This is a genomic window from Streptomyces anulatus, from assembly GCF_014650675.1.
GTDB lineage: Bacteria > Actinomycetota > Actinomycetes > Streptomycetales > Streptomycetaceae > Streptomyces > Streptomyces anulatus.
On sequence record NZ_BMVK01000016.1, the window covers coordinates 105,911 to 127,917 of the forward strand.

18 protein-coding genes are annotated in these 22,007 nt (G+C 72.7%); 5 read left to right on the plus strand and 13 right to left on the minus strand.

Going from position 1 to position 22,007, the window contains the following annotated elements:
- The first annotated feature begins 153 nt into the window (after positions 1-153).
- Positions 154-1,731 (plus strand): sodium:solute symporter family protein, encoded by a 1,578-nt coding sequence (locus IE272_RS30425; RefSeq protein WP_050358798.1) that lies wholly within the window; start codon positions 154-156, stop codon positions 1,729-1,731.
- Here the strand turns inward: IE272_RS30425 and IE272_RS30430 are convergent.
- The 7 genes from IE272_RS30430 to IE272_RS30460 form a co-directional block, all read right to left on the minus strand.
- Positions 1,716-2,831 carry an ADP-ribosylglycohydrolase family protein gene (locus IE272_RS30430; RefSeq protein WP_050358797.1) on the minus strand — a complete coding sequence of 372 codons (1,116 nt, stop codon included), beginning with the start codon at positions 2,829-2,831 and terminating at the stop codon, positions 1,716-1,718. The genes IE272_RS30425 and IE272_RS30430 overlap by 16 nt on opposite strands.
- Positions 2,832-2,995: 164 nt before the next feature.
- Complete coding sequence (locus IE272_RS30435) at positions 2,996-3,613, minus strand: AAA family ATPase (protein WP_179890711.1); 618 nt, start codon at positions 3,611-3,613, stop codon at positions 2,996-2,998.
- A 10-nt stretch (positions 3,614-3,623) separates the two neighbouring features.
- Positions 3,624-6,035: a tetratricopeptide repeat protein gene (locus tag IE272_RS39165; protein ID WP_050358796.1), complete on the minus strand. Its 2,412-nt coding sequence runs from the start codon at positions 6,033-6,035 to the stop codon at positions 3,624-3,626.
- A gap of 95 nt (positions 6,036-6,130) precedes the next feature.
- The gene (locus IE272_RS30445; protein ID WP_373304216.1) at positions 6,131-6,847 is read right to left on the minus strand and encodes an SDR family oxidoreductase; all 717 of its coding nucleotides are present in this window, start codon (positions 6,845-6,847) and stop codon (positions 6,131-6,133) included.
- A gap of 183 nt (positions 6,848-7,030) precedes the next feature.
- Complete coding sequence (locus IE272_RS30450; RefSeq protein ID WP_190009078.1) at positions 7,031-8,383, minus strand: MFS transporter; 1,353 nt, start codon at positions 8,381-8,383, stop codon at positions 7,031-7,033.
- Between the two features lie 108 nt (positions 8,384-8,491).
- Positions 8,492-9,865, minus strand: coding sequence for an FAD-binding oxidoreductase (locus IE272_RS30455; protein WP_229897826.1), 1,374 nt, complete (start codon positions 9,863-9,865; stop codon positions 8,492-8,494).
- A gap of 168 nt (positions 9,866-10,033) precedes the next feature.
- Entirely contained in the window at positions 10,034-10,201 is a 168-nt protein-coding gene (locus IE272_RS30460; protein WP_229897828.1) for a hypothetical protein, read from the minus strand.
- Between the two features lie 214 nt (positions 10,202-10,415).
- Here IE272_RS30460 and IE272_RS30465 point away from each other — a divergent pair, with 214 nt between their 5' ends.
- Positions 10,416-11,546 carry a helix-turn-helix domain-containing protein gene (locus IE272_RS30465; RefSeq protein WP_190009030.1) on the plus strand — a complete coding sequence of 377 codons (1,131 nt, stop codon included), beginning with the start codon at positions 10,416-10,418 and terminating at the stop codon, positions 11,544-11,546.
- Between the two features lie 135 nt (positions 11,547-11,681).
- On the opposite strand, the gene IE272_RS30470 is transcribed toward IE272_RS30465, so the two are convergent.
- Positions 11,682-12,080 carry a hypothetical protein gene (locus tag IE272_RS30470; protein ID WP_190009033.1) on the minus strand — a complete coding sequence of 133 codons (399 nt, stop codon included), beginning with the start codon at positions 12,078-12,080 and terminating at the stop codon, positions 11,682-11,684.
- Between the two features lie 74 nt (positions 12,081-12,154).
- Between IE272_RS30470 and IE272_RS30475 the strand changes: the two genes are divergently transcribed.
- Entirely contained in the window at positions 12,155-12,718 is a 564-nt protein-coding gene (locus IE272_RS30475; protein WP_056703441.1) for a TetR/AcrR family transcriptional regulator, read from the plus strand.
- Between the two features lie 9 nt (positions 12,719-12,727).
- Here the strand turns inward: IE272_RS30475 and IE272_RS30480 are convergent, their stop codons facing one another.
- A complete protein-coding gene (locus IE272_RS30480; RefSeq protein ID WP_057663593.1) occupies positions 12,728-13,555 on the minus strand; it encodes an NPP1 family protein in 828 nt (275 codons plus the stop codon).
- Positions 13,556-13,803: 248 nt separating this feature from the next.
- Here IE272_RS30480 and IE272_RS30485 point away from each other — a divergent pair, with 248 nt between their 5' ends.
- Positions 13,804-14,853 (plus strand): aldo/keto reductase, encoded by a 1,050-nt coding sequence (locus IE272_RS30485; protein WP_056703438.1) that lies wholly within the window; start codon positions 13,804-13,806, stop codon positions 14,851-14,853.
- 64 nt (positions 14,854-14,917) lie between these two features.
- On the opposite strand, the gene IE272_RS30490 is transcribed toward IE272_RS30485, so the two are convergent.
- Together IE272_RS30490 and IE272_RS30495 are read right to left on the minus strand one after the other, a co-directional pair.
- Positions 14,918-15,586 carry a class I SAM-dependent DNA methyltransferase gene (locus IE272_RS30490; RefSeq protein ID WP_190009035.1) on the minus strand — a complete coding sequence of 223 codons (669 nt, stop codon included), beginning with the start codon at positions 15,584-15,586 and terminating at the stop codon, positions 14,918-14,920.
- 71 nt (positions 15,587-15,657) lie between these two features.
- On the minus strand, positions 15,658-18,240 hold the full coding sequence (locus tag IE272_RS30495) for a bifunctional FO biosynthesis protein CofGH (RefSeq protein WP_190009037.1): 2,583 nt from the start codon (positions 18,238-18,240) through the stop codon (positions 15,658-15,660).
- A 160-nt stretch (positions 18,241-18,400) separates the two neighbouring features.
- On the opposite strand from IE272_RS30495, the gene IE272_RS30500 reads away from it, so the two are divergent.
- Positions 18,401-19,117, plus strand: coding sequence for an HAD family hydrolase (locus IE272_RS30500; RefSeq protein ID WP_050358788.1), 717 nt, complete (start codon positions 18,401-18,403; stop codon positions 19,115-19,117).
- 296 nt (positions 19,118-19,413) lie between these two features.
- On the opposite strand, the gene IE272_RS30505 is transcribed toward IE272_RS30500, so the two are convergent.
- Together IE272_RS30505 and IE272_RS30510 are read right to left on the minus strand one after the other, a co-directional pair.
- Positions 19,414-20,898, minus strand: coding sequence for a peptidoglycan D,D-transpeptidase FtsI family protein (locus IE272_RS30505; RefSeq protein ID WP_190009039.1), 1,485 nt, complete (start codon positions 20,896-20,898; stop codon positions 19,414-19,416).
- Positions 20,899-21,097: 199 nt separating this feature from the next.
- A complete protein-coding gene (locus tag IE272_RS30510) occupies positions 21,098-21,943 on the minus strand; it encodes an LLM class F420-dependent oxidoreductase (protein WP_056700418.1) in 846 nt (281 codons plus the stop codon).
- Positions 21,944-22,007 lie beyond the last annotated feature (64 nt).

Genomic DNA, 22,007 nt, shown 5'->3' on the forward strand with positions numbered 1-22,007 from the left:
TGCGTTCACATCTATGACCGTCAGGCAGCCTTGACCGGGAACCCTCACTAGGGGTTCAATCCCCGAAGTCCCCGCTCCCGCAAGGGGACGCCGCTGAACGGCCGTACCGACGAAGTGCGTTCCCGTTCACAAGGCGGACCCCTGGAGGGGGACATGAACAGTCTCGACTGGGCTGTACTCATCGGCTACTTCGGCGTGATGGTCGCGATCGGACTCTGGTCGCACAAGCGCGTGGACAACGTCAGCGACTTCTTCACGGCCGGCGGCAAGATGCCGTGGTGGCTGTCGGGCATCTCGCACCACATGTCCGGCTACAGCGCGGTGATGTTCACCGGTTACGCCGGCATCGCGTACCAGTACGGGGTCACGTCCTTCGTGACCTGGTCGCTGCCGATCGCCATCGGCATCTTCATCGGCGCGAAGCTCTTCGCGCCCCGGCTGAACCGGCTGCGCTCGCGGCTCCACGTCGCCTCGCCGCTGGAGTACCTCAAGAACCGCTACAACATCCAGACCCAGCAGGCACTCGCCTGGTCGGGGCTGCTTCTGAAGATCGTGGACGTCGGCGCCAAGTGGGCGGCCATCGCGACCCTGTTGTCCGTGTTCACCGGCCTCTCCATCACCCAGGGCATCCTGATCACCGGGGTCGTCACCGGGATCTACTGCACCGTCGGCGGACTGTGGGCGGACGCCCTCACCGAACTGGGCCAGTTCATCATCCAGTTGTTCGCCGGGCTGGCGATGCTGCTCGCCGTGATGAGCAAGCTCGACGGCTTCTCCACCCTGTGGACCGTCTGGGACAAGCTCCCGGAAGGGCACGCGGACCCGACCGCCGGCCCGTACACGGTGACGTTCCTGATGGCGTTCCTGTTCATCAAGACCTTCGAGTACAACGGCGGCATGTGGAACCAGGCCCAGCGCTACATGGCGACCGACTCGGCCGCCTCCGCCACCCGCTCCGCGCGGCTCTCGGCGATCCTGTGGCTCGTCTGGCCCGTGGTGCTGTTCTTCCCGATGTGGTGCGCCCCGCTGCTGGTCGACGCGCAGAAGCCGGACGCCTCCGACAGCTACGCCCTGATGACCGAACAGCTGCTTCCGCACGGCCTGCTGGGCCTCGTCATCGTCGGCTTCTTCTCCCACACGATGGCCATGTGCTCGTCCGACGCCAACGCCATCGCGGCCGTCTTCACCCGGGACATCGCCCCGACGCTCTCGAAGGCGGCGCGCGGCTGGAGCGAGCGTTCCGGGCTGATCGCGGCCCGCTGGACTACGGTCGCCTTCCTGGCCCTGTCGATGGCGATCGCGACGCAGATCAACTCGCCCACGTTCAAGGACATCATCACCGTCGTGATCAAGTGGGTCGCCGGACTGATGGGCCCGATCGCGATCCCGTTCATGCTGGGCCTGCTGCGCCCCTTCCGGAAGTCCGGGCCGACGGCGGCCCTGGTCAGCTGGGCCGCGGGCCTGCTCGCCTTCTGGCTGGTCAACTACCCGGTCAACTGGGCCGTCGAGGGCGGGGTCCCGCTCCAGTACCAGGTTTCCGTACCGCTGGCCGTCTCCCTCGTGCTCTACATCCTGATCGGCTTCGTGAAGCCGGAGGACACCCCGGAGCGCGACGCGGTCCTGACCAGGATCAACGAGGGCGACGGGGACGACGGGGACGGTACGGCGACGGCCGCCGTGATCCCCGCCCAGGACGGAGGACCGGCCCCCGCCCCTCAGCCGCGCGGGTAGCGGGCCAGCCAGCCCGGGGCGACGGCCGCCGGGCTGTGCAGGGCAGGCCCCTGGGTCATCTCCATCGCGAAGTCGTCGGCCAGTTCGAGGAGCGTGGCCCGCCCCTCCAGCTCAGCGAGCCAGGCCGGCGGCAGCGCGGTCTCGCCGTGCAGCGCCCCGAGCAGCGCCCCGCAGACCGACCCGGTGGCGCGGGAGGGGCCGCTGTGGTTCACCGCGAGCCGCAGCCCGTGCCGGACGTCCTCGCTGACCAGCGCGCAGTACACGGCGACGGCGAGGACCTCCTCGGCGGCGTCGCTCGCGCCCAGCGCCTCGATCAGGGCCGGGCCAGGGATGCCCTGCCGCACGGAGCCGAGGGCCTGGCGCAGGGCCTCGGTCACCGGCTCGTGGCCGGGGCGTTCGGCGAGCAGGGCCAGCACGTTCTGCACGGACCCGTCCAGGCTCTCGCCGCGCGCCAGCCCGTGCACGAGTACGGCGAAGGCTCCGGCGGCCAGTTGCGCGGCGGGGTGGCCGTGGGACTGGGCCGCGCACTCGACGGCCAGCTGGAGCACGAGACCCGGCTCCCAGCCCACGAGGAGCCCGAACGGCGCGGACCGGGTGAGCGCGCCCGCGTCCCGTGCCGTGGGGTTCTTCGGCCGGTCGAGGGTGCCCATGACGGAGTCGCCGAAACCGCCCAGGCATTCCCGGGCGGGGGCGCGGCGGGCGTAGAGCCACTCCTCGGCGGCCAGCCAGCCGTTGTCCTCGCGCCGCTCGTCGGGCCCCCAGTCGTGCTGGGTGGCGGCCCAGCGCAGATGGGCCCGGTGCACATCGGTGGGCGGGTGCCAGGCCCCGGTGTCGCGGCGGACCTGCGCGCGGATCAGCCCGTCGACGGTGAACAGGGTGAGCTGGGTGAGGGCGGTGACGGCGCCGCGTCTGCCGTGCGCGGGGACGTAGTCGCCGACCCCCTCGACACCGTGGGCGGCGCGGATCTCCTCCAGCACGAGCTCGCTGACCCCGGCCCCGAGCGCGTCCCCGACGGCCCCGCCGAGCAGCGCCCCGCGGACCCGGCTGCGGAAATCCTGCTGTTCGGCCCGGCCCCAGACCGCCGTGGTCCCTGTGCTCACCCCGCCCCCTCCCCGTCACCACGTGCTCGCCCGTTCGCGGGCCTCTGCGGGCGACCGCGCAAGCACTGTAATCGAACGGGAACGGGCGGTAGAGGGGGCGACCTGGGTACGTACGGGTATGTCGACGGACGTCCCGCAGGTCGTTTTTGACCGGTGCGAGGTGGTCAGCGGCCGGGCCGCGTCCGGGCCGCCGCGGCGGCGGCGAGCACCGCGTCGGCCACTTCCGTGACCGTACGTCCGCCGGTGTCCACCCGGTCCAGGCCGTGCGCCTCCACGGCGTCCAGCATCCGCGCCTGATAGCGGACGGTACGGGCCAGGAACCGGTCCATGAGATGCCGTTCCGCGTCCGTCGCCACCTCGTAGCGCCCCGCCGCCCGCACCCGGTCGCGTACGACCGTGTCGTCGGCGGTGAGCCACACGGCGGCCGTACGGGGAACCGTCAGCCGGGCGACCCGGTCGGGCCAGAGCGCCGAGCCCTCCAGGACCAGGCCCGGTGCTCCGGCGCGTGCGCGCTCGGTGATCAGCTCCTCGATACGCGGCCAGAGCCGTTCGTAGTGGTCGAGGACCGAGGCGAGGAGTTCGTCGGTGGTCAACGTCCCGTAGTGCTCCGCGACATGCGGCGGCACCTCGTGCTCCGGGGTCCGCCAGGGCCGTCCCGGGTGACGGGCCAGGCCGTCGGTGGAGCGGTGCTCGAAACCGAGCCGTTCCGCCACCGCCCCGGCGACGGTCGACTTCCCGGTGTTCGAGGTCCCGCCGATCAGCACCACCCGCACATCGCGCATGCCCCCGAGCCTACGACTCCGCCCGCACCCCCAGCCGCTCCCGCTGCGCCCGCGCCCACGCGTAGTCCGGGTCCAGCTCCAGCGCCCGGTCGAGGTCCGCCAGCGCCTCCGGGATCCGGCCGAGCGCCTCGTGCGCGATGGCCCTGCTGCCGTGCGCCCAGGCGTAGTCGGGGTCCAGGACCAGGGCCCGGTCGTAGCAGGCGACGGCCTCCTCGGGGCGGCCCGTCGCCCGGTACACCTCGCCCCGCTCCCCCTCCGTCCCGGCCAGACCGGGGGACAGCTCCTCCGCCCGGTCCAGGTCGGCGAGGGCGCCCACCGGATCGCCCAGGACGGTGCGGACCCGGGACCGTCTCACCAGCGCCCAGGCGTACTCCGGCCACAGCGCGATCGCCCGGTCGAAGTCGTCGAGCGCCTCCTCGTGCCGGCCCAGCACATGGCGGACCAGACCCCGGCTTCCCAGAGGCACGGCGTCGGACGGGTCCAGGGCGTGCGCCCGGTCCAGGACGGTCAGGGCCTCCTCCAGGCGGCCCATCCGCCGGTACGTCTCCCCCCGCTCACGCACCGCCCAGGCCCAGGCGGGCGCGATCTCCTCGGCCCGGTCCAGGTCGGCGAGGGCCTCCTCGTAGCGGCCGAGCGACCGCAGGATCACCGCCCGGCCCTGGTGGGCGCGTTCGCTGCGCGGGTCCACGGCGATCGCCCGCCCGTGGTCGGACAGCGCGGCGTCGAGTTCCCCGGCGCGGAAGCGGTCCCAGGCGCGCACCACGAGGGCGGCGGCCCGGTCCGTGTCGGTCAGCTCGGCCCGGGTCAGCAGGAGCCCCAGGGCCGCGGTGGGCCGGGGCCCGTGGTCCGTTATGGCGGCCAGCAGGTCCCGGCCCCAGTCGCGCAGTACGGCGTTGTCGGCGTCCTCGCCCGCCTCCGCGAGGGTCCGGGCCCAGTGGCGGGCGCGGGAGGGCGCCTGCCCGCACAGCTCGATCCCGGCGCGCAGGGCCTCGGGCAGCGCGGTGCGGGGGCGGGCGCAGAGCCGGTGGTACAGCACGTCCAGGGCGGCCCGGCGCCAGGGCTGTTCGGCCCAGAGGCGTTCCGGGTCGATGCCCTCGGCCGCCGCGTCCCGCCGGGCCGCGAAGGCCTCGGCCAGCCGGTCGTGCGCCGCCTTCCAGCGCCGCGGCGATCCGGTGCGCTGGAGCCGGAGCATCGGGGCCCGGACGACGGCGTGGTAGCGGGAGTGGCCGGAGTGCCGCTCGGCGACGAACGGCAGCTCGTGCAGCCAGTCGTAGAGATCGGGCACCGCGTGCGGCCCGTTCCGCGGTGCGGCCACGGCGACGGCGACCAGGTCCTCGTCGAACCGGCGCGGCAGTGCGCAGGCCAGCGCGGCCGCCCGCCGGGCCGGGTCGCTCTCCCCGGCCAGGAAGCGTTCGACGGCGGTGGCGTTCGCCTCCCCGGCCGCCCCGGGGTTGGCGGCGAGCGTGGAGACCAGGACGGGCAGCCCGCCGGAGAGCCGCAGCACCTCCCGTACGACGGACTCCGTCACCACCCCGCGCCCGTGCAGGAGTTGGCGCGACTCGGCCTCCGTGAACGGCCCGAGCGGTACGTCGGCGACCAGCCGGCTCCGGTCGCCCCAGTGCACGGGGTCCAGGCGGCGCTGACCGGCCAGGGTGAGCACGAGGTTGGCGGGCAGGTCGCCGTACCGCCCGGGGGTCAGCAGGTCCGCCAGCCACCGGTCCAGTTGGGGTGCGGTGCGCTCGTAGGTGTCCAGGAACAGGGCGATCCAGGGCACGGTGTCCGCGACCCGGTCCAGCTCGGCGACGAAGACCGGGGTGAGGACCCGCACCGGTTCCGCCAGCAGCAGGGCCTCGTCCTGCTGCCGGACCCGCCCCCCGAACACCGCCCGCAGTCCGCCCGCGCCCCGCGCCACGACCGCCGGGTCGATGCCGCCGGCCAGCGCCCCGACGACCGGAATCGCCCCGGCCGCGATCAGCCCGGCCTGCGCGGCGGCGAGCGCCCCGGGAGAAGGGGCACCGCCCGGCGTCTCGCTGTCCGCCGCCAGCCGGCCGGCCGCGTCGTGGCGCGCGCGCCGGTAGGTGGTGAGCAGCCGGTCCAGCGCCTTGAGCGGGTGCCCCTGCTCGGCGAACTGCGCGGCGAAGTCGGCGAGTACGTCCGGAACGGAGTCGGCGCTCTCGTCGACCGACGCGGTCAGCGCCCCGAACTCCCCTGCCGCCTCCCGCCATTCCCGTACGAGCGAGGTCTTGCCGACCCCGGCGTTCCCCCGCACATGGAAGACGAACCGGTGCCGGGGATCCTCTGGCGGCAGCGCGAAATTAGCGCGGTAGAGGCCGAGTTCGGCCTTTCGCCCGACGAAGGCTGCGCGGCGCTGCCCTTCGACGATCTGCTGGAGGGAGAGGCGGCGGGGGCTCGGCGGATGCATGGGCCCAGTCTGTCAGCGGGCCCGGCCGGACGTGATCGTTCCGCAGGTCCGGGAGCCGGCCGTCCGGGAGCCGGGCACCGACCGGCCCGGGTCCGTCAGGCGCCGAGGCCCTGGCCGAACCCGCCGTCCACGGTCAGTTCCACCCCGGTGGTGAAGGTGGCCTCGACGGCCAGGTACAGCGCGGCGGCGGCGACCTCCTCCACGGTGCCTCCCCGGCCCATCGGCGTGGAGGCGTTGCCCTGCTCGATGAACTCGGCGCGCTGCTCCTCGGTCAGTTCGGCGACGCCCATCGTGGGGGTCAGGATGAAACCGGGGGCGACCGCGTTGACGCGGATCCCCCGGGGAAGCAACTCGGTGGCGAGCACCTTCGAGAAGGCGGCGACGGCTTCCTTCGCCGCGGAGTAGGCGCTGAGACCGGGGAAGATCTGGTCGTTGGAGACGGTGGTGAACACGATCGAACCCCCCTCGGACAGCAGCGGCGCCAAGCGCTGGACGGTGAAGAAGGCCCCCTTGGCGTTCACGTCGAAGATGCGGTCCCACGACTCCTCCGTGACCTCTTCGAGCGTCTGGAACTCGGCGATGCCCTGATTCACGAAGAGGTGGTCGATGGAGCCGAGGCGGTCGGCGACCTGGTCACGGAGGGCGTCGATGGCCCCGGCGTCGGTGACGTCGGAGCGCACCGGGTGGGCCAGCGGGGTGCCGAGTGCCGCCTGGGCCTCGGCGAGCCGCCGGTCGCTGCGCCCGGTGTACGCGAAACGATCACCGGCGGCCGACGCGCCTGAGCCGCCCGTTCCGGGGGGCATCAACGACATGGCTCATGACGGACTTCCGCTCTCCTGATCACGGGGCAAGTGCGGTACGGCACCCATCGTGCCGGCGCGGCCTGTCGACCCCGTATCGCCTGTGTGTCGTGGAACGCGGCCGCCCGCACGGCACCGTTCGGACGGTGCGGTGCGGGCGGAGGGTTCGGTGCGGGCGGAGAGGCCCTGCGGCGGTCAGGGCGTGCGCCGGCCCAGCGTGAAGGCGACCAGCGCGGCGACCAGCGGGAAGAGCGCCACCACGCCGAGCGCCGTGGAGAGCGACATCGACTTCGCCAGGGCGCCGGCGGTGGCGCTGCCGACGCCGCCGCCGACGAAGAAGGTGAGGTTGAGCAGCCCCATCGCACCGCCGCGCCGGGCCGGTTCGATGTGCCCGGACATCAGCGCGGTGGTGAAGACCTGCGTGACGGAGAACGCGGAGAAGCCGAGCGAGGCGCCGAGGATCAGCAGCAGTACGCCGGAGCCGGTCAGCGCGCCGCCGAGGGCCGCGGCGAAGGCGAGCGAGACCGCGCCGAGGAGCCGGTTGCCGTGGTCGCCCGCGGTGAGCCGGCCGGCCGGCCTGGAGAGCACCGCGCCGACGACCGCGCCGGGCAGCAGCCAGACGCCCACGGACAGGACGCTCCAGCCGTGGTCGCGGACGAGTAGCTGCGGTACGGCGTACATCGCGGCGAACAGGCCGCCGTACACGCCGATGCCGATGACGGCGGCCTTGAGGAACACCCGGTCGGTGACGAGCGCGCGCGGTACGAAGGAGCTCTCGCTGCCGCGCGTGCGCCAGGTGAGCCCGGCGGCCGAGAGGACCAGTACGGCGGCGGTCGCGATCACCAGCGGGGTGCTCAGCGCGAGCGCGGAGGACTGGATCAGCACGAGGAACGACATGGCGGTGAGCGTCAGCAGAGCCGCGCCCGGCAGGTCCATCGAGCGGCCGGAGTTCTTGCGCACCGATGCTCCGGCCAGGCACAGGGGAACGATGAGCAGGGAGAGCGCGGGCAGGACCAGAGCGATGCGCCAGGTCACCCACTCCGTGAAGACGCCGCCCGCCAGGGTGGCGCCGGCCGAGAAGATCGCCATCGTCGCCCCGAATCCGGCGAAGACCTGCGGCCGCCGTTCCGGGGGCACCGAGGCGGTGAGCGCCATGGCACAGGCCGCCATGGCGCCGGACCCGGCGGCCTGGACGAAGCGTCCGGCCACCAGGACGCCGAGGTTGGGCGCGAGAAGGCAGACGACGGCGCCGACCGCGAGGGCCAGCGAGCCGAGCAGCAGTGCGGCGCGTACGCCGCGGGTGTCGGCGAGGCGGCCGAACAGCGCGGTGCCGACGCCGAGGGCGAGCGCGTGGGCCGTCAGGACCCAGGCCGTGGCGGTGGACGAGGCGTCGAGTGAGGACGCCACGTCGGGAAGGGCGACGCCGGCGGCGGTGACACCGAAGACGACCGGGCCGAACAGGGCGCCGTAGCGCAGCCCGTCCGAGTGGGCTCCCGGGGAGGAGACGGTACCGGCGGCCGCGGTCGAAGCGGCCTCGTGCGTGGTCAGGATGAACTCCAAGGATTGACGAGAACCTGCCAAAAATGAGCGGTTCGGGAGCCCGCATCCACCGGAGCACGAAAGGCCGTTCGGCGTGACGGGCGAACAGCGACCGCCCTACGGAAGAGGCGCGATGTTGTGGTTGAGCCGGAAGAGGTTGTCGGGGTCGACCGCCGCCTTCACGCGCGCCAGCCGGCCCAGGGTCTCCGGATCGAAGCACTCCGCCGTCGAGTCGGCCGTGTCCGCGCCCGCGAGGAAGTTCAGATACCGGCGGCCCGTGCTCCACGGCTCCATCGGCCCGAGGACCACGTCGGGCGAGCCCGGAGGCGAGAGCGTCGTGAGCGTGAACGCGCCTTCACGGACGCCGACCGCGTTGGGCACCTCGGCGGGCCGGGAGAGCGCGCCGCCGAGATGCCGCACCTCGACCATCAGGTCGCCGCAGGACGAACCCGCTCCGGCCACCCGCAGCAGCGCCTCCATGGCGTCCGACCCCAACTCCCGCAGCACGATGTTGCGTTCGTGGTACGCGAGCGGATGTACCGGGTCTTTGTGGATGTCGGCCACCGCGGTGTACGGCATCTCGGCGACCCCGTCCACCAGCGGCGTACCGCACTCGCGCAGCGGACGGACGAGCCGCTCCCCCTCCTCGGCCCGGCCGGTGAACGCGATCCGCACATGCGCGGCGAACGTCCCGCGGAGGAACTCCGGCACGTCCGGCACGTCCGGCAACCGCAGCAACGACACGGAGGAGGTCATCTCCTCGGGCACGGTCGCGGTCCACTGCCGCCAGGTGTGCAGGACCTGCGCCGCCTGCTCGCCGGGGAAGTAGATCCCGCCGCCGTAGAGCCGGCGCACCGGCATCAGGCCGAACCAGAGCCCGGTGACGATGCCGAAGTTCCCCTTTCCGCCGCGCAGCGCCCAGAACAGGTCCGGATGCCGGTCGCGGGTGACCTGCCGGACGCCGCCGTCGGCGGTGACGACCTCGATACAGGTCACATGGTCCGCCGCGAACCCGTACTGGCGGCCCAGCGGACCGAGCCCGCCTCCCAGCGTGTAGCCCACGACGCCGACCAGCGGCGACGACCCGTTGAGCGGCGCCAGGCCGTGCGGCCCGCCGGCGGCGATCACCTGGTGCCACTGGGCTCCGGCCTCCACGTGTGCCGTACGCGTGAGCGGGTCGACGGCGACCGCGTTCATCCGGCGGGTGGAGACGAGGACACCGCCGGGCGCGGACGCCGCGATGCCGTGGCCGGTCGCCTGGACGGCGACCGGGAGCGCCCCCCGGGCGGCGAAGGTCACCGCGGCGGACACGTCCCCGGCCGACTGCGCGGCGACGATCACGTCGGGCCGGTGCCGCCCGATCCGGTTGAACCCCGCGAGCTCCCTCTCGTACCCCGCGTCCTGCGGAGTGAAGACCTCACCCTTGAGCCGTGCGACGAGCCCGTCCATGGCGCTCTCGGCGATGCCCGCGTGTCCAGGTTGTCCGGCCACGTTCACGTCCTTCCTCCCGAGCCGCGCGGCGGTCCCGCATGGCGCGGCGGCGATGAGGAGCAGTGTTCTCGCCCGGCGGGCCCTCTCCCATCCCCTGCTTAGGGGGTATGGGAGAGGGCCCGCCCCTCCATCGGGGCCCCGGGCAGGGCGGCGGGCGGCGGGCGGCGATCAGCCGGGACGCACGCTCGCGTCGCGCAGATCCGCGATCTCCCGCTCCAGTAGGGCGATCCGGTCCTGCGGACCCGTGGCGGCGGCACGTGCGGGCATCGGCAGCCCCGGCGCGATGCCCGGCGAGAGCTCTCCCGCCGGACGCCGGTCCAGGATCAGCCACTCCATCACGCGCAGCTTCTCGCTCGGCTCGAGCCCCAGCTCCCGCGCCGGCTTCCAGCGCCCAGGCGTTGTCCAGGCCTCCGGCGTCGAATCGGTCCGCGAGGGAACGCTCAGGTCCGCGACCGCCTTGCCGGGGCGCCCCGGAGAAACGGGCGGGAAAGAACTACCCCCCCTCAGAAAGGGGGTTGGAGGTGGGCTGCGGGGCTGACACAGTCGTGGGATGACCGGTTCGACGATCTCGCGCATCTCGGTAGGCCGGGCGGAACTGCTCTCCCGGTCCGCGAAGGCCACCGACGCGCTCAGCATGTTCGCCGAGGCATCGACCCAACTGCGACGGCTCATCCCGTACGACGCGGCGGTATGGCGGGTCACCGACCCGGTGACCGGCATGATGACCGCGCCGATCCGCGCGGAGAACCTGGACGAGGACGGCTGCGCCGTCTACTGGGAATCCGAGCTGTTCACCGAGAACGTCAATCTGTTCCGCGATCTGGCGCAGGCCTCCGTGCCGGTCGCCGGGCTCCGCCGGACCACCGGCGACCTGCCCGCACGCAGCACGCTCTACCAGACCTTCATGCGGCCTCGCGGATTCCAGGACGAGCTGCGCGCGGTCCTGCGCGTCGGAGGCCACCCCCAGGGCCACATCAGCCTGTTCCGCGCGGAGGGCCGCGCGGCCTTCGACGACGCCGAGACCCAGCTGATCGCCTCCGTCCTCACTCCGCTCGCCAAGCAGCTGCGCTCGTTCGCGGAGCCCGCCCCGCAGCCGCTCCCGGACGCTCCGCACGGCCCCGGGCTCCTCCTGTTCGACCCGAGCGGCGCGCTGCTGTCGGTCAACGACGACGCCCTCGTCTATCTCGACACCCTCCCCGAGGGCCCCGCCGTGCCCTCGCCCCAGGGCATCCGTGTGCCGGCCTGGGTCCAGGCGACCGCGATGAAGGCCCGCGCCGTCGCGCAGGAACGGGACCGCGGCCAGGCGCGTGCACGCGTACGGAACCGGGCCGGCCGCTGGCTGGTCTGCCACGCCTCCTGCCTGCGGGAGGCGGGCGACGGGCTCGGCGCGTCCGCGGTGGTGATCGAGCCCGCGAAGACCTCGGAGATCGTCCCGCTGATCGTGGACGCGTACGAACTCACCGACCGGGAGACCGAGGTGACCCAGTACATCGCACGCGGCCTCCCGACCGGCGAGATCGCCGATCGGCTGCACCTCTCCCCGCACACGGTCCGGGACCACATCAAGGCGGTCTTCGAGAAGGTCGGGGTCTCCAGCCGCGGCGAACTGGTGGGCAAACTGTTCACCGAGTACTACGCGCCGCTCGCGGAGAAGAACATGACGCGGGTCCACACCGGCTGAACGACGGACGACGCACCGAAGCAACGACACCACTCCCCCATTCACCCCGGGTCGCGCGTGCGGGGCACTCCTGAGAACGGTGCACGCCTTCGGTATGTTCTCCGGCCACGACGGCAGGGAACCGGACCGGTCCCGTCAGCCCCCGACCCGTGCCCCGGCCCAGGCGCGGGCGGCCGTCACGTCCTGCGTGGCCATCGTCGGGCAGCCCCAGAGCTGCTCACCGCTGTGGATCGCTTCCGCGCGCTCCGCCGGGATGTCCGCCGGCGCGACGAAGGCGAGGCCGCGGCAGAGCGCCGTGAGGCCGGGCCGGATCAGCTTGAGGGTCCGGACACGGTCGGCGGTGGAGGTGCCGGATGCCGATGCCGCTGGGGTGCGCCCCTGTGGCGGTGCGGGCATCAGGAGGATCGCCGCGAAGGGCTCGGCGCGCTCCGTGAGAGCGCGCAGTTCGTCGAGGACGAGCGCCTGGGCCTGGTCCATGGGCAGCCCCGAGGTGTCGATCTCCCGCGGGGCCGGTGCCGCTCCCTGTATGTCCATCAGCCGACCCTAACAGCATTAACGACCACTGGTCACTAATAAGGATCCGCCCTTCCCTGCGTACGCTTGCCCCGATGAACAGCACGGAACGGAACGGGCCCGGCCGGCCGCCGAGGCTGAGCCGGGAGCGCATCGCCGACGCCGCCCTGCAGGGGGACGTGGCGACGCTCACCATGCGGGAGCTCGCGACGAGGCTCGGGGTCTCGCATTCGTCGCTCTACCGGTGGGTGCCCGATCGCGACGGCGTACTGGACCTCGTCAGCGAGGTCATGGTCGGCCGGGTGCTCCCCGACGACGAGCCCGACGCCGGGACCTGGCTCGACTGGCTGGAGCGGCTGGCCTGGTCGATGCACGACGAGTTCCTGGCGGTACCCGGCTACGCCGCGCATGTGGCCCGCCCGCACCGCCATCACCTCGCATCCTTCGAGCGGCTGCACGACGGCGCCGTCGCCGCGTTCCGCGCGGGCGGCGCGGACGCCCGGCAGGCCGAGCAGAACTGGTCCGTCTTCGGACTCGGCGTGGTCCGCTGGCTGGCGGCGGCGGGCAACGACCCGGCGGAGCCGCCGTTCGCCCTCTACCTCGGCACACTGCTGCGCGGCCTGCCCCGCCACGACGAGGGCCGCCGCCCGCACGGATGACCTTCTCCGTCAGGCCCAGGGGTCGAAGGGGATCCCGGCGGGCTTGGAGTTGTTGAGCAGATTGCGGAAGCGGTCGTCCTTGTCGGTGACCTTGATGGTCGCGGACCCGAAGTCGGCGTTCATGAGCTTGTCGCGCAACTCCGTGCTGGGGAAGCCGTTCCAGTCGACGACCGGGGGGTAGCGCCAGTTGCCGTAGTGGTTCTCGGGCGGCTCGTCGTTGCCGTTGGCGAGCCGGAAGAAGTGCGTGCTCGGACCGTCCTTGTGGTAGACGGCCTTGGGGTGCGAGCCGTCGAACCGCACCTGCGAGCGCGGGTAGGTCTTCACGGTGCTGTGCTGCGTCGTCGAGACGTAGTCCACCTGGTCGGCGCCCTGGTTGACCCAGGAGATCACATGCTCGAAGTCGTGGCGGTGCCCGCCGAGTCCGCTGCCGTGGACGGCCTGGTCCTTCTCGAAGTAGCTCGCGTAGACGATGCCGCACCAGCCGTTGTTGCACTTCGAGCGGGCGTACGTCTGGGAGTTGTCCAGGTCCCCCTGGTCCCGGCAACTGCCGTTGATCGCGCCGGTCGTCTTCAGCCCGGGCGCCAGGGTGCCGTCCGGGCCGATGGCAGGGGTGGCGTAGCAGCCGTCGCCGTCGTAGTCGAAGGCGGGCGAGAACGCCTGCTCGTAACCGCCCGCGTTCTGGGGGAGGTTGCCCGGCGGGTCGGCGTGGGCCGTGGAGGCGGGAATCAGGACGAACAGGGCCGTGGCGGCGAGGACCGCACCGACGCGGGTGGACAGGGCCTTGGCGCGGGCGACCGGCCTGGGGGTGGCGGGGCCGGGTGGGGGCGGCTTGCGCATGTTGCCTCTCTCCTTGCTGAATGTCGCTGGATGTCGCTGGATGTCGCCGGGCGGTGGAGGGGGTTGCCCCGCTTCCGCGTGGGGCACCTGTCGCAGTCTGATGGACGATCCCGACAGTTGTCCGTACACGGTCACTACTTTTCATGGCGCGGCGGCGACATCGCGGCCCTTGACCTAGAACGCACTCGAAGTCCTACAGTGCGGGAGGTCCGGCCCCAGCTCACCGCACACCACCAGGGAGCTCGACCATGCTCTACCGCACACTCGGCGGCACCGGCATCGAGGTCAGTGCGCACTGTCTCGGCACGATGATGTTCGGCTCGGTCGGCAATCCCGACCACGACGACTCCGTACGCGTCATCCATGCCGCCCTCGACGCGGGCATCAACTTCGTCGACACCGCGGACATGTACTCCGCCGGGGAGTCCGAGACGATCGTCGGCAAGGCGCTGAAGGGGCGGCGCGACGATGTCGTCCTCGCCACCAAGGTCCACTTCCCGATGGGCGAAGGGCCCAACCGGGGTGGAAACTCACGGCGTTGGATCGTGCAGGAGGTCGAGGAGAGCCTGCGCCGCCTCGGCACCGACCGGATCGACCTCTACCAGGTCCACCGCCCCGACCACACCACGGACGTCGAGGAGACCCTCTCGGCGCTGACCGACCTCGTGCGCGCGGGCAAGATCCGCGCCTTCGGCTGCTCGACGTTCCCGGCCGAGGAGATCGTGGAGTCGCACGTCGTGGCCGAGCGGCGCGGCCTCGGGCGGTTCCGGACCGAGCAGCCGCCGTACTCGATCCTCGCCCGAGGCATCGAGCGGTCCGTCCTGCCGGTCTGCGGGCGCTACGGGATGGGCGTGCTGACCTGGAGCCCGCTCGCCTCCGGCTTCCTGACCGGGAGGTACCGCAAGGGCGGGACCATCGACCTGTCCACGGGGCGGGCGGCGCTCACCCCGCACCGGTTCGACCCGGAGGCCCCGCTGACCGCCGCCAAGCTGGAGGTCGTCGAGCAGCTCGTCGCCGTGGCCGACAGCATCGGGACCACCCTGCCCGCGCTGGCGGTCGCCTTCCCCCTGGCGCACCCGGCGGTGACCTCGGTGATCATCGGGCCGCGCACGATGGAGCAGTTGGAGGGTCTGGTGAAGGGCGCCTCGCTCACGCTGGACGACGAGACGCTCGACCGCATCGACGCGATCGTCGCGCCCGGGACCGACGTCTATCCGCCGGACGGCGCGTGGACCCCGCCCTCACTGACCGACGTCGCCCGGCGCAGGCGACCGGTGGGCGAGCGCGCGGCGGCGTAGGGGGCGACGGGGCGGCTGGCCCCCTGCGGGGCGGCGCAGGAGGCCGAGGCGGAGGAGGGGCCGATCACCCCTGCGGGGTGGCGGCGCCCGGCTTGTGGGCCAGGAAGCCGGCGACCGGCCGCTTCGCGCCTTCCTCGGGCTCCTGCAGCGTCCGCCCCGTGACCACGAACCCCGCCAGCTCCAGGAGTTCGGCGATCCGGTCCGCCGGCAGCCGGTAGCTGTCGAAGGGCACGGCGGGGCCTCCGTAGCCGTGTGTCAGACGCCGGTGCCCGTCGTCGCCGACCCGGGTGACGATCAGCAGGTGCCCACCGGGCGCCAGCGTCCGGTGGAACTCGGCGAACACCCCGGGCAGCGACTCCGCCGGCAGATGATGCGTGGAGTAGAACGCCAGGATGCCGCCCAGCGCGCCGTCGCCGGTCTCCAGGGCGGTCATCGAGCCGACGTCGAACCGCAGTTCCGGATGGGCCGCGCGGGCCAGGTCGACCATCCTCGGCGACAGGTCGACCCCGAAGGCGGAGACCCCCAGCCCGGTCAGATACGCGGTCACCTTGCCCGGTCCGCAGCCCACGTCCGCCGTCGGCCCGAGACCCGCCGACGTGACGAGCTCGGCGAACGCGCCCAGTACGGCGCGCGACAGCGGGTCCAGCTCGCCCGGGTCCTTGACGGTCCGGGCGTAGTCGGCGGCGACGGCGTCGTACGACTGCCGGATCGGGTCCAGGTACGGGGGTTCCATCCCGCCCACGCTATGTCCCCGGCGGCCGGGGAGGCCATGGGCCCCGCCCCGCCCCGCCCTTCCGCCCGCCCTCAGCTCGGCAGCACCGGCAGCAGGTCCGGCAGGTGGCCGTCCGAGGCCGTGGCCGCCGCGACGCGTTCGGCCGGGACCTCCCCGTACAGGGTCGTGCGGGGGCGGGACGGGCGGCCCGCGAGTTCGGCGATGGCCTCCAGGCCCTGGATCGAGCGGTACGAGCCGTAACTCGACCCGGCCATGCGGGAGATGGTCTCCTCCATCAGCGTGCCGCCCAGGTCGTTCGCGCCCGAGCGGAGCATCTCCGCCGCACCCTCCGTGCCGAGCTTCACCCAGCTCGTCTGGATGTTGGTGATGTGCGGGTGGAGGAGCAGCCGGGCCATGGCCGTGACCGCGCGGTTGTCGCGGTCCGTCGGGCCGGGACGCGCGATACCGGCCAGGTAGACCGGGGCGTTGGTGTGGATGAAGGGGAGCGTCACGAACTCCGTCAGGCCGCCGGTCTCCTGCTGGAGTCGGGCGAGGGTGCGGAAGTGGCCGAGCCAGTGGCGGGGCTGGTCCACATGCCCGTACATCATCGTCGAGGACGAGCGCAGGCCCACCTCGTGCGCCGTCCTGATGACCTCCAGCCAGGTGGCCGTGGGCAGTTTGCCCTTGGTGAGGACCCAGCGGACCTCGTCGTCCAGGATCTCCGCCGCCGTGCCGGGGATCGAGTCGAGCCCGGCCTCCTTGGCGGCGGTCAGCCAGTCGCGGATCGACATACCGGTGCGGGTCGCCCCGTTGACGACCTCCATCGGCGAGAACGCGTGGACGTGCATGCCGGGGACGCGTTCCTTCACCGCGCGGGCGATGTCGAAGTACGCCGTCCCGGGCAGGTCCGGGTGGATGCCGCCCTGCATGCAGACCTCGACCGCGCCGACGTCCCACGCCTGCGCCGCCCGGTCCGCGACCTGGTCCAGGGAGAGCGTGTACGCGTCGGCGTCCGTGCGGCGCTGGGCGAAGGCGCAGAAGCGGCAGCCGGTGTAGCAGACGTTGGTGAAGTTGATGTTCCGCGTGACGATGTACGTGACGTCGTCGCCGACCACGTCCTTGCGCAGCGCGTCGGCGATCCGGCACAGCTCGTCCAGCGCCGGGCCGTCCGCGTGGAGCAGGGCGAGCGCCTGGTCGTCGGTGAGCTTCGTCGGGTCGTCGGCGGCCTGGCCCAGCGCCTGGCGTACGTCGGCGTCGATGCGGGAGGGCACCATGCCGGGGGCCGCCGCCTCGCGGAGCGCCTCCCAGTCCCCGTACACCTCGTCGAAGTCGTCGCGGCGGTCGCCGGTGCGGCCCTCGGTGTCGATGGTGGCGTGCAGGTCGGTGCGGCCGGAGGAGGTGAATCCCTCGTCCGGCTCCTGCCACGGGAGGCCGACCGGGATCGCGTCCTCGCGGGCCAGACCCGTCTCCGGGTCGGCCAGGGCGCGGACGTGCGGGAGGAGGCGGGGATCGAGCCAGGGCTCGCCGCGCTGGATGAACTCCGGGTAGATGGTCAGGCGTTCACGGAGCGTGAAGCCCGAGTCCGCCGTCTTCGCGGCCAGTTCGTCGATGTGCGGCCAGGGGCGCTCGGGGTTCACATGGTCGGGTGTGAGCGGCGAGACCCCGCCCCAGTCGTCGATGCCCGCGCCGATGAGGAGCGCGTACTCGGCGTCCACCAGGTTCGGCGGGGCCTGGATCCGGGCGGACGGGCCGAGGATGTGCCGGGCCACCGCGATGGCGGCGGCCAGCTCCTCCAGCTCCGCGTCGGGCATCCCGCGCATCGCCGTGTCCGGCTTGGCGCGGAAGTTCTGCACGATGACTTCCTGGATGCCGTGGTAGGCGCGGGCCGTCTTCCGCAGCTCGAAGAGGGAGTCGGCGCGCTCCTCGTAGGACTCGCCGATCCCGATCAGGATGCCGGTGGTGAAGGGGACGTTGGAGCGCCCCGCGTCCTCCAGGACGCGCAGCCGTACGGCCGGTTCCTTGTCCGGGGAGCCGTGGTGCGGGCCGCCCGGCTCGGACCACAGGCGGGTCGCCGTCGTCTCCAGCATCATCCCCATCGAGGGGGCGACGGGCTTCAGGCGCTGGAGGTCGGTCCAGGTCATCACGCCCGGGTTGAGGTGGGGCAGCAGACCCGTCTCCTCCAGGACCCGGATCGCCATCGCCCGTACGTACGCGAGCGTGTCGTCGTACCCCTCCGCCTCCAGCCACTCCCGCGCCTCGGGCCACCGGTCCTCGGGGCGGTCGCCGAGCGTGAACAGCGCTTCCTTGCAGCCCATCGCCGTGCCTTCGCGGGCGATGGCCAGCACCTCGTCGGGCGACAGGAACATGCCGTGGCCGGCCCGCCGGAGCTTGCCGGGGACGGTGACGAAGGTGCAGTAGTGGCACTTGTCACGGCAGAGGCGGGTGAGCGGGATGAAGACCTTGCGCGAGTACGTGATCACGCCCGGCCGGCCCGCCGCCTCCAGGCCCGCGTCCCGGACGCGGGCGGCCGACGCCGCGAGGTCCGTCAGATCGTCGCCGCGCGCCTGAAGCAGGACGGCGGCCTCGGTCACGTCGAGGGCGACACCGTCGCGGGCGCGTTTGAGCGCGCGCCGCATGGCGTTGGAGGTCGGGCGTCCGCTCTGAGCATCGGTCATGAACCGAGCATACGAGCGACGTGCGCGCGCCGGACCAGGGCATCGGGGGTCGCTTGTCGAGGATGCGCCGGTCGCGACGTGCCCGTAGTCACTCGTGCGGGCCGACTCACCCGGATGAGACCCCGCCGACGGTGTCCTCACGCTTAGTGTCGGAACGGTGATGGAAACGATCGTCCTCGACATCGGCGAAACCCTCGTACGCGACGACCGGCACTGGGCGTCCTGGGCCAACTGGCTCGGCGTACCGCCGCACACGCTCAGTGCGCTGGTGGGCGCGGCCGTCGCCCAGGGCCGCGAGGCCACGGACGCGCTGCGTGTCCTGCGGCCCGATATGGACGTCGAGGAGGCCTACCGCGCGCGGGCCGCCGCCGGGCGCGGAGAACACCTCGACGAGTCGGACCTCTACCAGGACGTCCGGCCCGCGCTGGGCGAGCTGCGGGCCGCGGGCATCCGGGTCGTGGTGGCGGGGAACGGCACCGTCCGGGCCGGGGAGCTGCTGCGGGGCCTGGACCTGCCCGCCGACCTGGTGGTCACCTCGGACGAGTGGGGCGCCCGGAAGCCGGACCCGGAGTTCTTCGCACGGCTGGCCGAGGTGGCGGGCGCGGCCCCGGAGTCGACGCTGTACGTGGGCGACCACCCGGCCGAGGACCTGTTCCCGGCCGCGGCGGCAGGGATGCGGACGGCGCATCTGCGGCGGGGGCCGTACGGGCACTGGTGGGCGGAACACCCGGACGTGGTGGAGACGGCGGACTTCCGCATCGACGCGCTGACGGAGCTGGTGGGGCTGGCGGGGGCCGCGGTCCCGGACGCGCCGGATGCTTCGCCCGGCGAGGAGGACAAGGTGGTGCGGCGGGGCGGGTTGAGGTCGGTCCGGTGAGCGCGCCCAGCCCGTCCGGCGTGCGCCCTTCCAGCCGGGCCGGGGTGGGGCCCCGTGCCGGGCGCCGGGCGGCCCAGACGGGCTGAGGTGGGGCCCTAGGGGGTGTCTTGTCGATCAGGCCGGATCAGGGAGCGGGGTCCGGTGCCGTGCATCGCAAGGCGGAGGAGGGAGTCGGATGGGGTCTCCCCTGCTCGAACGAAGTTGAGAGCTTGGGGAAGGAGCGTCGGGGACCGACGACAACGCCGCGAGGTGCGGTGCCGGACCCCGCGAGCCCGGCCTGATCGGCAAGACACCCCCTAGTCCCCCAGCACCGCCTGCATCACGCTCTTCGCGATCGGGGCGCCGAGCCGGCCGCCCGAGATGTCGGAGCGGGAGATGTCCATGTCCGTCGGGTCGATGAACACGGCGACCGCGACCGAACGGCCGTCGTCCTTCTTGCCGTAGCTGACGAACCAGCCGTACGGGACCTCGTCGCGGACGTTCACGCCGCGCTGGGCGGTGCCCGTCTTGCCGCCGACCGTCACACCGTCGATCAGGGCGCGCTGGGCGCTGCCCTCCTTCGCGGTGTGCTCCATCATCTCCTGGACCTTCTTCGCCGTCTCGGGCGAGACGGCCTGGCTCATCTCCATCGGCTCGTTCTTCTCCAGCGTGGAGAGGTCCGGGCCGCGCAGCTCGTCGACGATGTAGGGCTGCATCAGCTTGCCGTCGTTGGCGAGGGCCGCCGTGACCATCGCCATCTGCATCGGGGTGCTGGTGAGGCTGCCCTGGCCCATGCCGGTGAGGGCCGTGCCGGGCTTGTCGAGCTTCGGCGGGTAGAGGCTCTTCGTGGCGAGCATGTCGCCGAACTCCTCCGCGTACACGTCCTCGTTGAAGCCGAACTTCTCCGCCGTCTCCCGCATCCGGTCCTCGCCCAGCTCGGACGCCGCGTCGAGGAAGACGTTGTTGCAGGAGTACTGCATGGCGGTCTTCATCGACGCCTTGTTGCACACCCCGTCGCCCGCCTCGCTGCCGATCTTGTTGGTGGAGAGCGGCAGGGGGTACGGCGAGACCGCGTCCGTCCGGGCGTCCACGTCGGTGACCACACCGTGCTCCAGCGCCGCCGCGGCGGTGAGGATCTTGAAGGTGGAGCCGGGCGGGTAGGTCTCGCGCAGCGGGCGGTTGGCCAGCGGCTTGCTCTTCTTCTTCTCCAGCGCCGTGAAGCGGTCGCTCTCCTTGAAGGAGTTCCCGGCGAAGATCTCGGGGTCGTACGAGGGCGTGGAGACCAGGGACAGCACCTTGCCGGTGCGCGGGTCCAGGGCGACGACCGCGCCCCGGGCGCCCAGGTCCGTCAGGCCCTTGTAGGCCGCCTTCTGCGCCTTGGCGTCGATCGTGGTGATCACGTCGCCGCCGCGCCGGGGCTGCCCCGTCAGGACGTCCTTGGCGTGCCGGAAGGCGAACCGGTCGTCCTGGCCGCTGAGGACGCTGTCGTAGGTCCGCTCCAGCAGCGAGGTGCCCCGCCCCTGGGAGGCGTACCCGGTGACGGGCGCGTACATCGGGCCGTCCTTGGAGGTCCGGATGAACGCGTAGTCCCGGCTCTCGGTCTCCTTCGATCCGGTGATCGCCTTGCCGCCGACGATGATGTCGCCGCGCGGGGTGGAGAACCGTTCGAACCGCACCCGGGCGTTGTTCTCGTGCTGGGCGAGCTCCTGGCGGTCGACGTGCTGGAGCCAGTTCGCCCGCAGCAGCAGCGCCAGCACCAGCAGCCCGCAGAAGATCGCTATGTGCCGCAACGGCCTGTTCATTCCACTCCCCACCCGGGCGGGCTCCGGTCCACGCGGCGGGGCGCCCGCCGACCGGGCCCGCGTATGCGTTCCCGATGAACAAGGATGCCCTGTGGGCGTGCCCGGTTGCACCGGCGGCCCCGGGCGCACCTCATCGGCGGTACGCGGCGTGGGCGTCGGAGATACGCGGCGTAGGCGTCAGAGGTACGCGGCGTAGGCGTCAGAGGTACGCGGCGTAGGCGTCCAGCGCCCGCAGGACTTCCGGTTCGTCCGCCGGCGGCAGCTGGAGCACGACCTCCTCGATGCCCAGATCCGCGTAGTGGGCGAGCTTCCCCGGGCTGGGCAGGACCGCGTACGGCACCACCTGGAGGTCCTTCGGGTCGCGCCCGGCCGCCTCCCAGGCCGCCCGCAGCTTCGGCAGGGACTCGGTGAGGCCCCCGCCGCCGATGGGCAGCCAGCCGTCCGCGTACTCCGCGATGTGCGCGAACAGCTTCGGGCCCGCCCCGCCGCCGATCAGGGTGCGCGGGCCGTTGACCGGGCCGCGCGGCCGCTGGGCCGGCTTGGGGTGCGCCTCGCTCGCCCGCACCGACCCGAACGCGCCCTCGTACCCGGTCGGCTCGTCCGCCCACAGGGCCCGCATCAGGGCCATCCGGTCCCGCCCCAGGTCGCGGCGCGTCGACCACTCCACCCCGTGGTCGGCCGCCTCCTCGACGTTCCAGCCGTAGCCGATGCCGAGGGTGAACCGGCCGCCGGAGAGGTGGTCCAGGGTGGCCGCCTGTTTGGCGAGGTCGATCGGGTCGTGCTGGGCGACCAGGGTGATGCCGGTGCCCAGGGCGAGGCGCTCGGTGACGGCGGCGGCCTGGCCGAGGGCGACGAACGGGTCCAGGGTGCGGCCGTACTCCCGGGGCAGCTCACCGCCCATCGGGTACGGCGTGCTGCGGATCACCGGAATGTGCGTGTGCTCGGGCAGATACAGCCCGCCGAACCCCCGCTGCTCCAGCTCGCGGGCGAGCCTGACCGGGGTCACCGTCTCGTCGGTGAGGAAGATCGTTGTGGAGATCCGCATCGAGAACACCTCCGTCGTCCGTCAGCGCGTCATGCGTGCGAAGGGCCAAGGTATGCCGTACGAC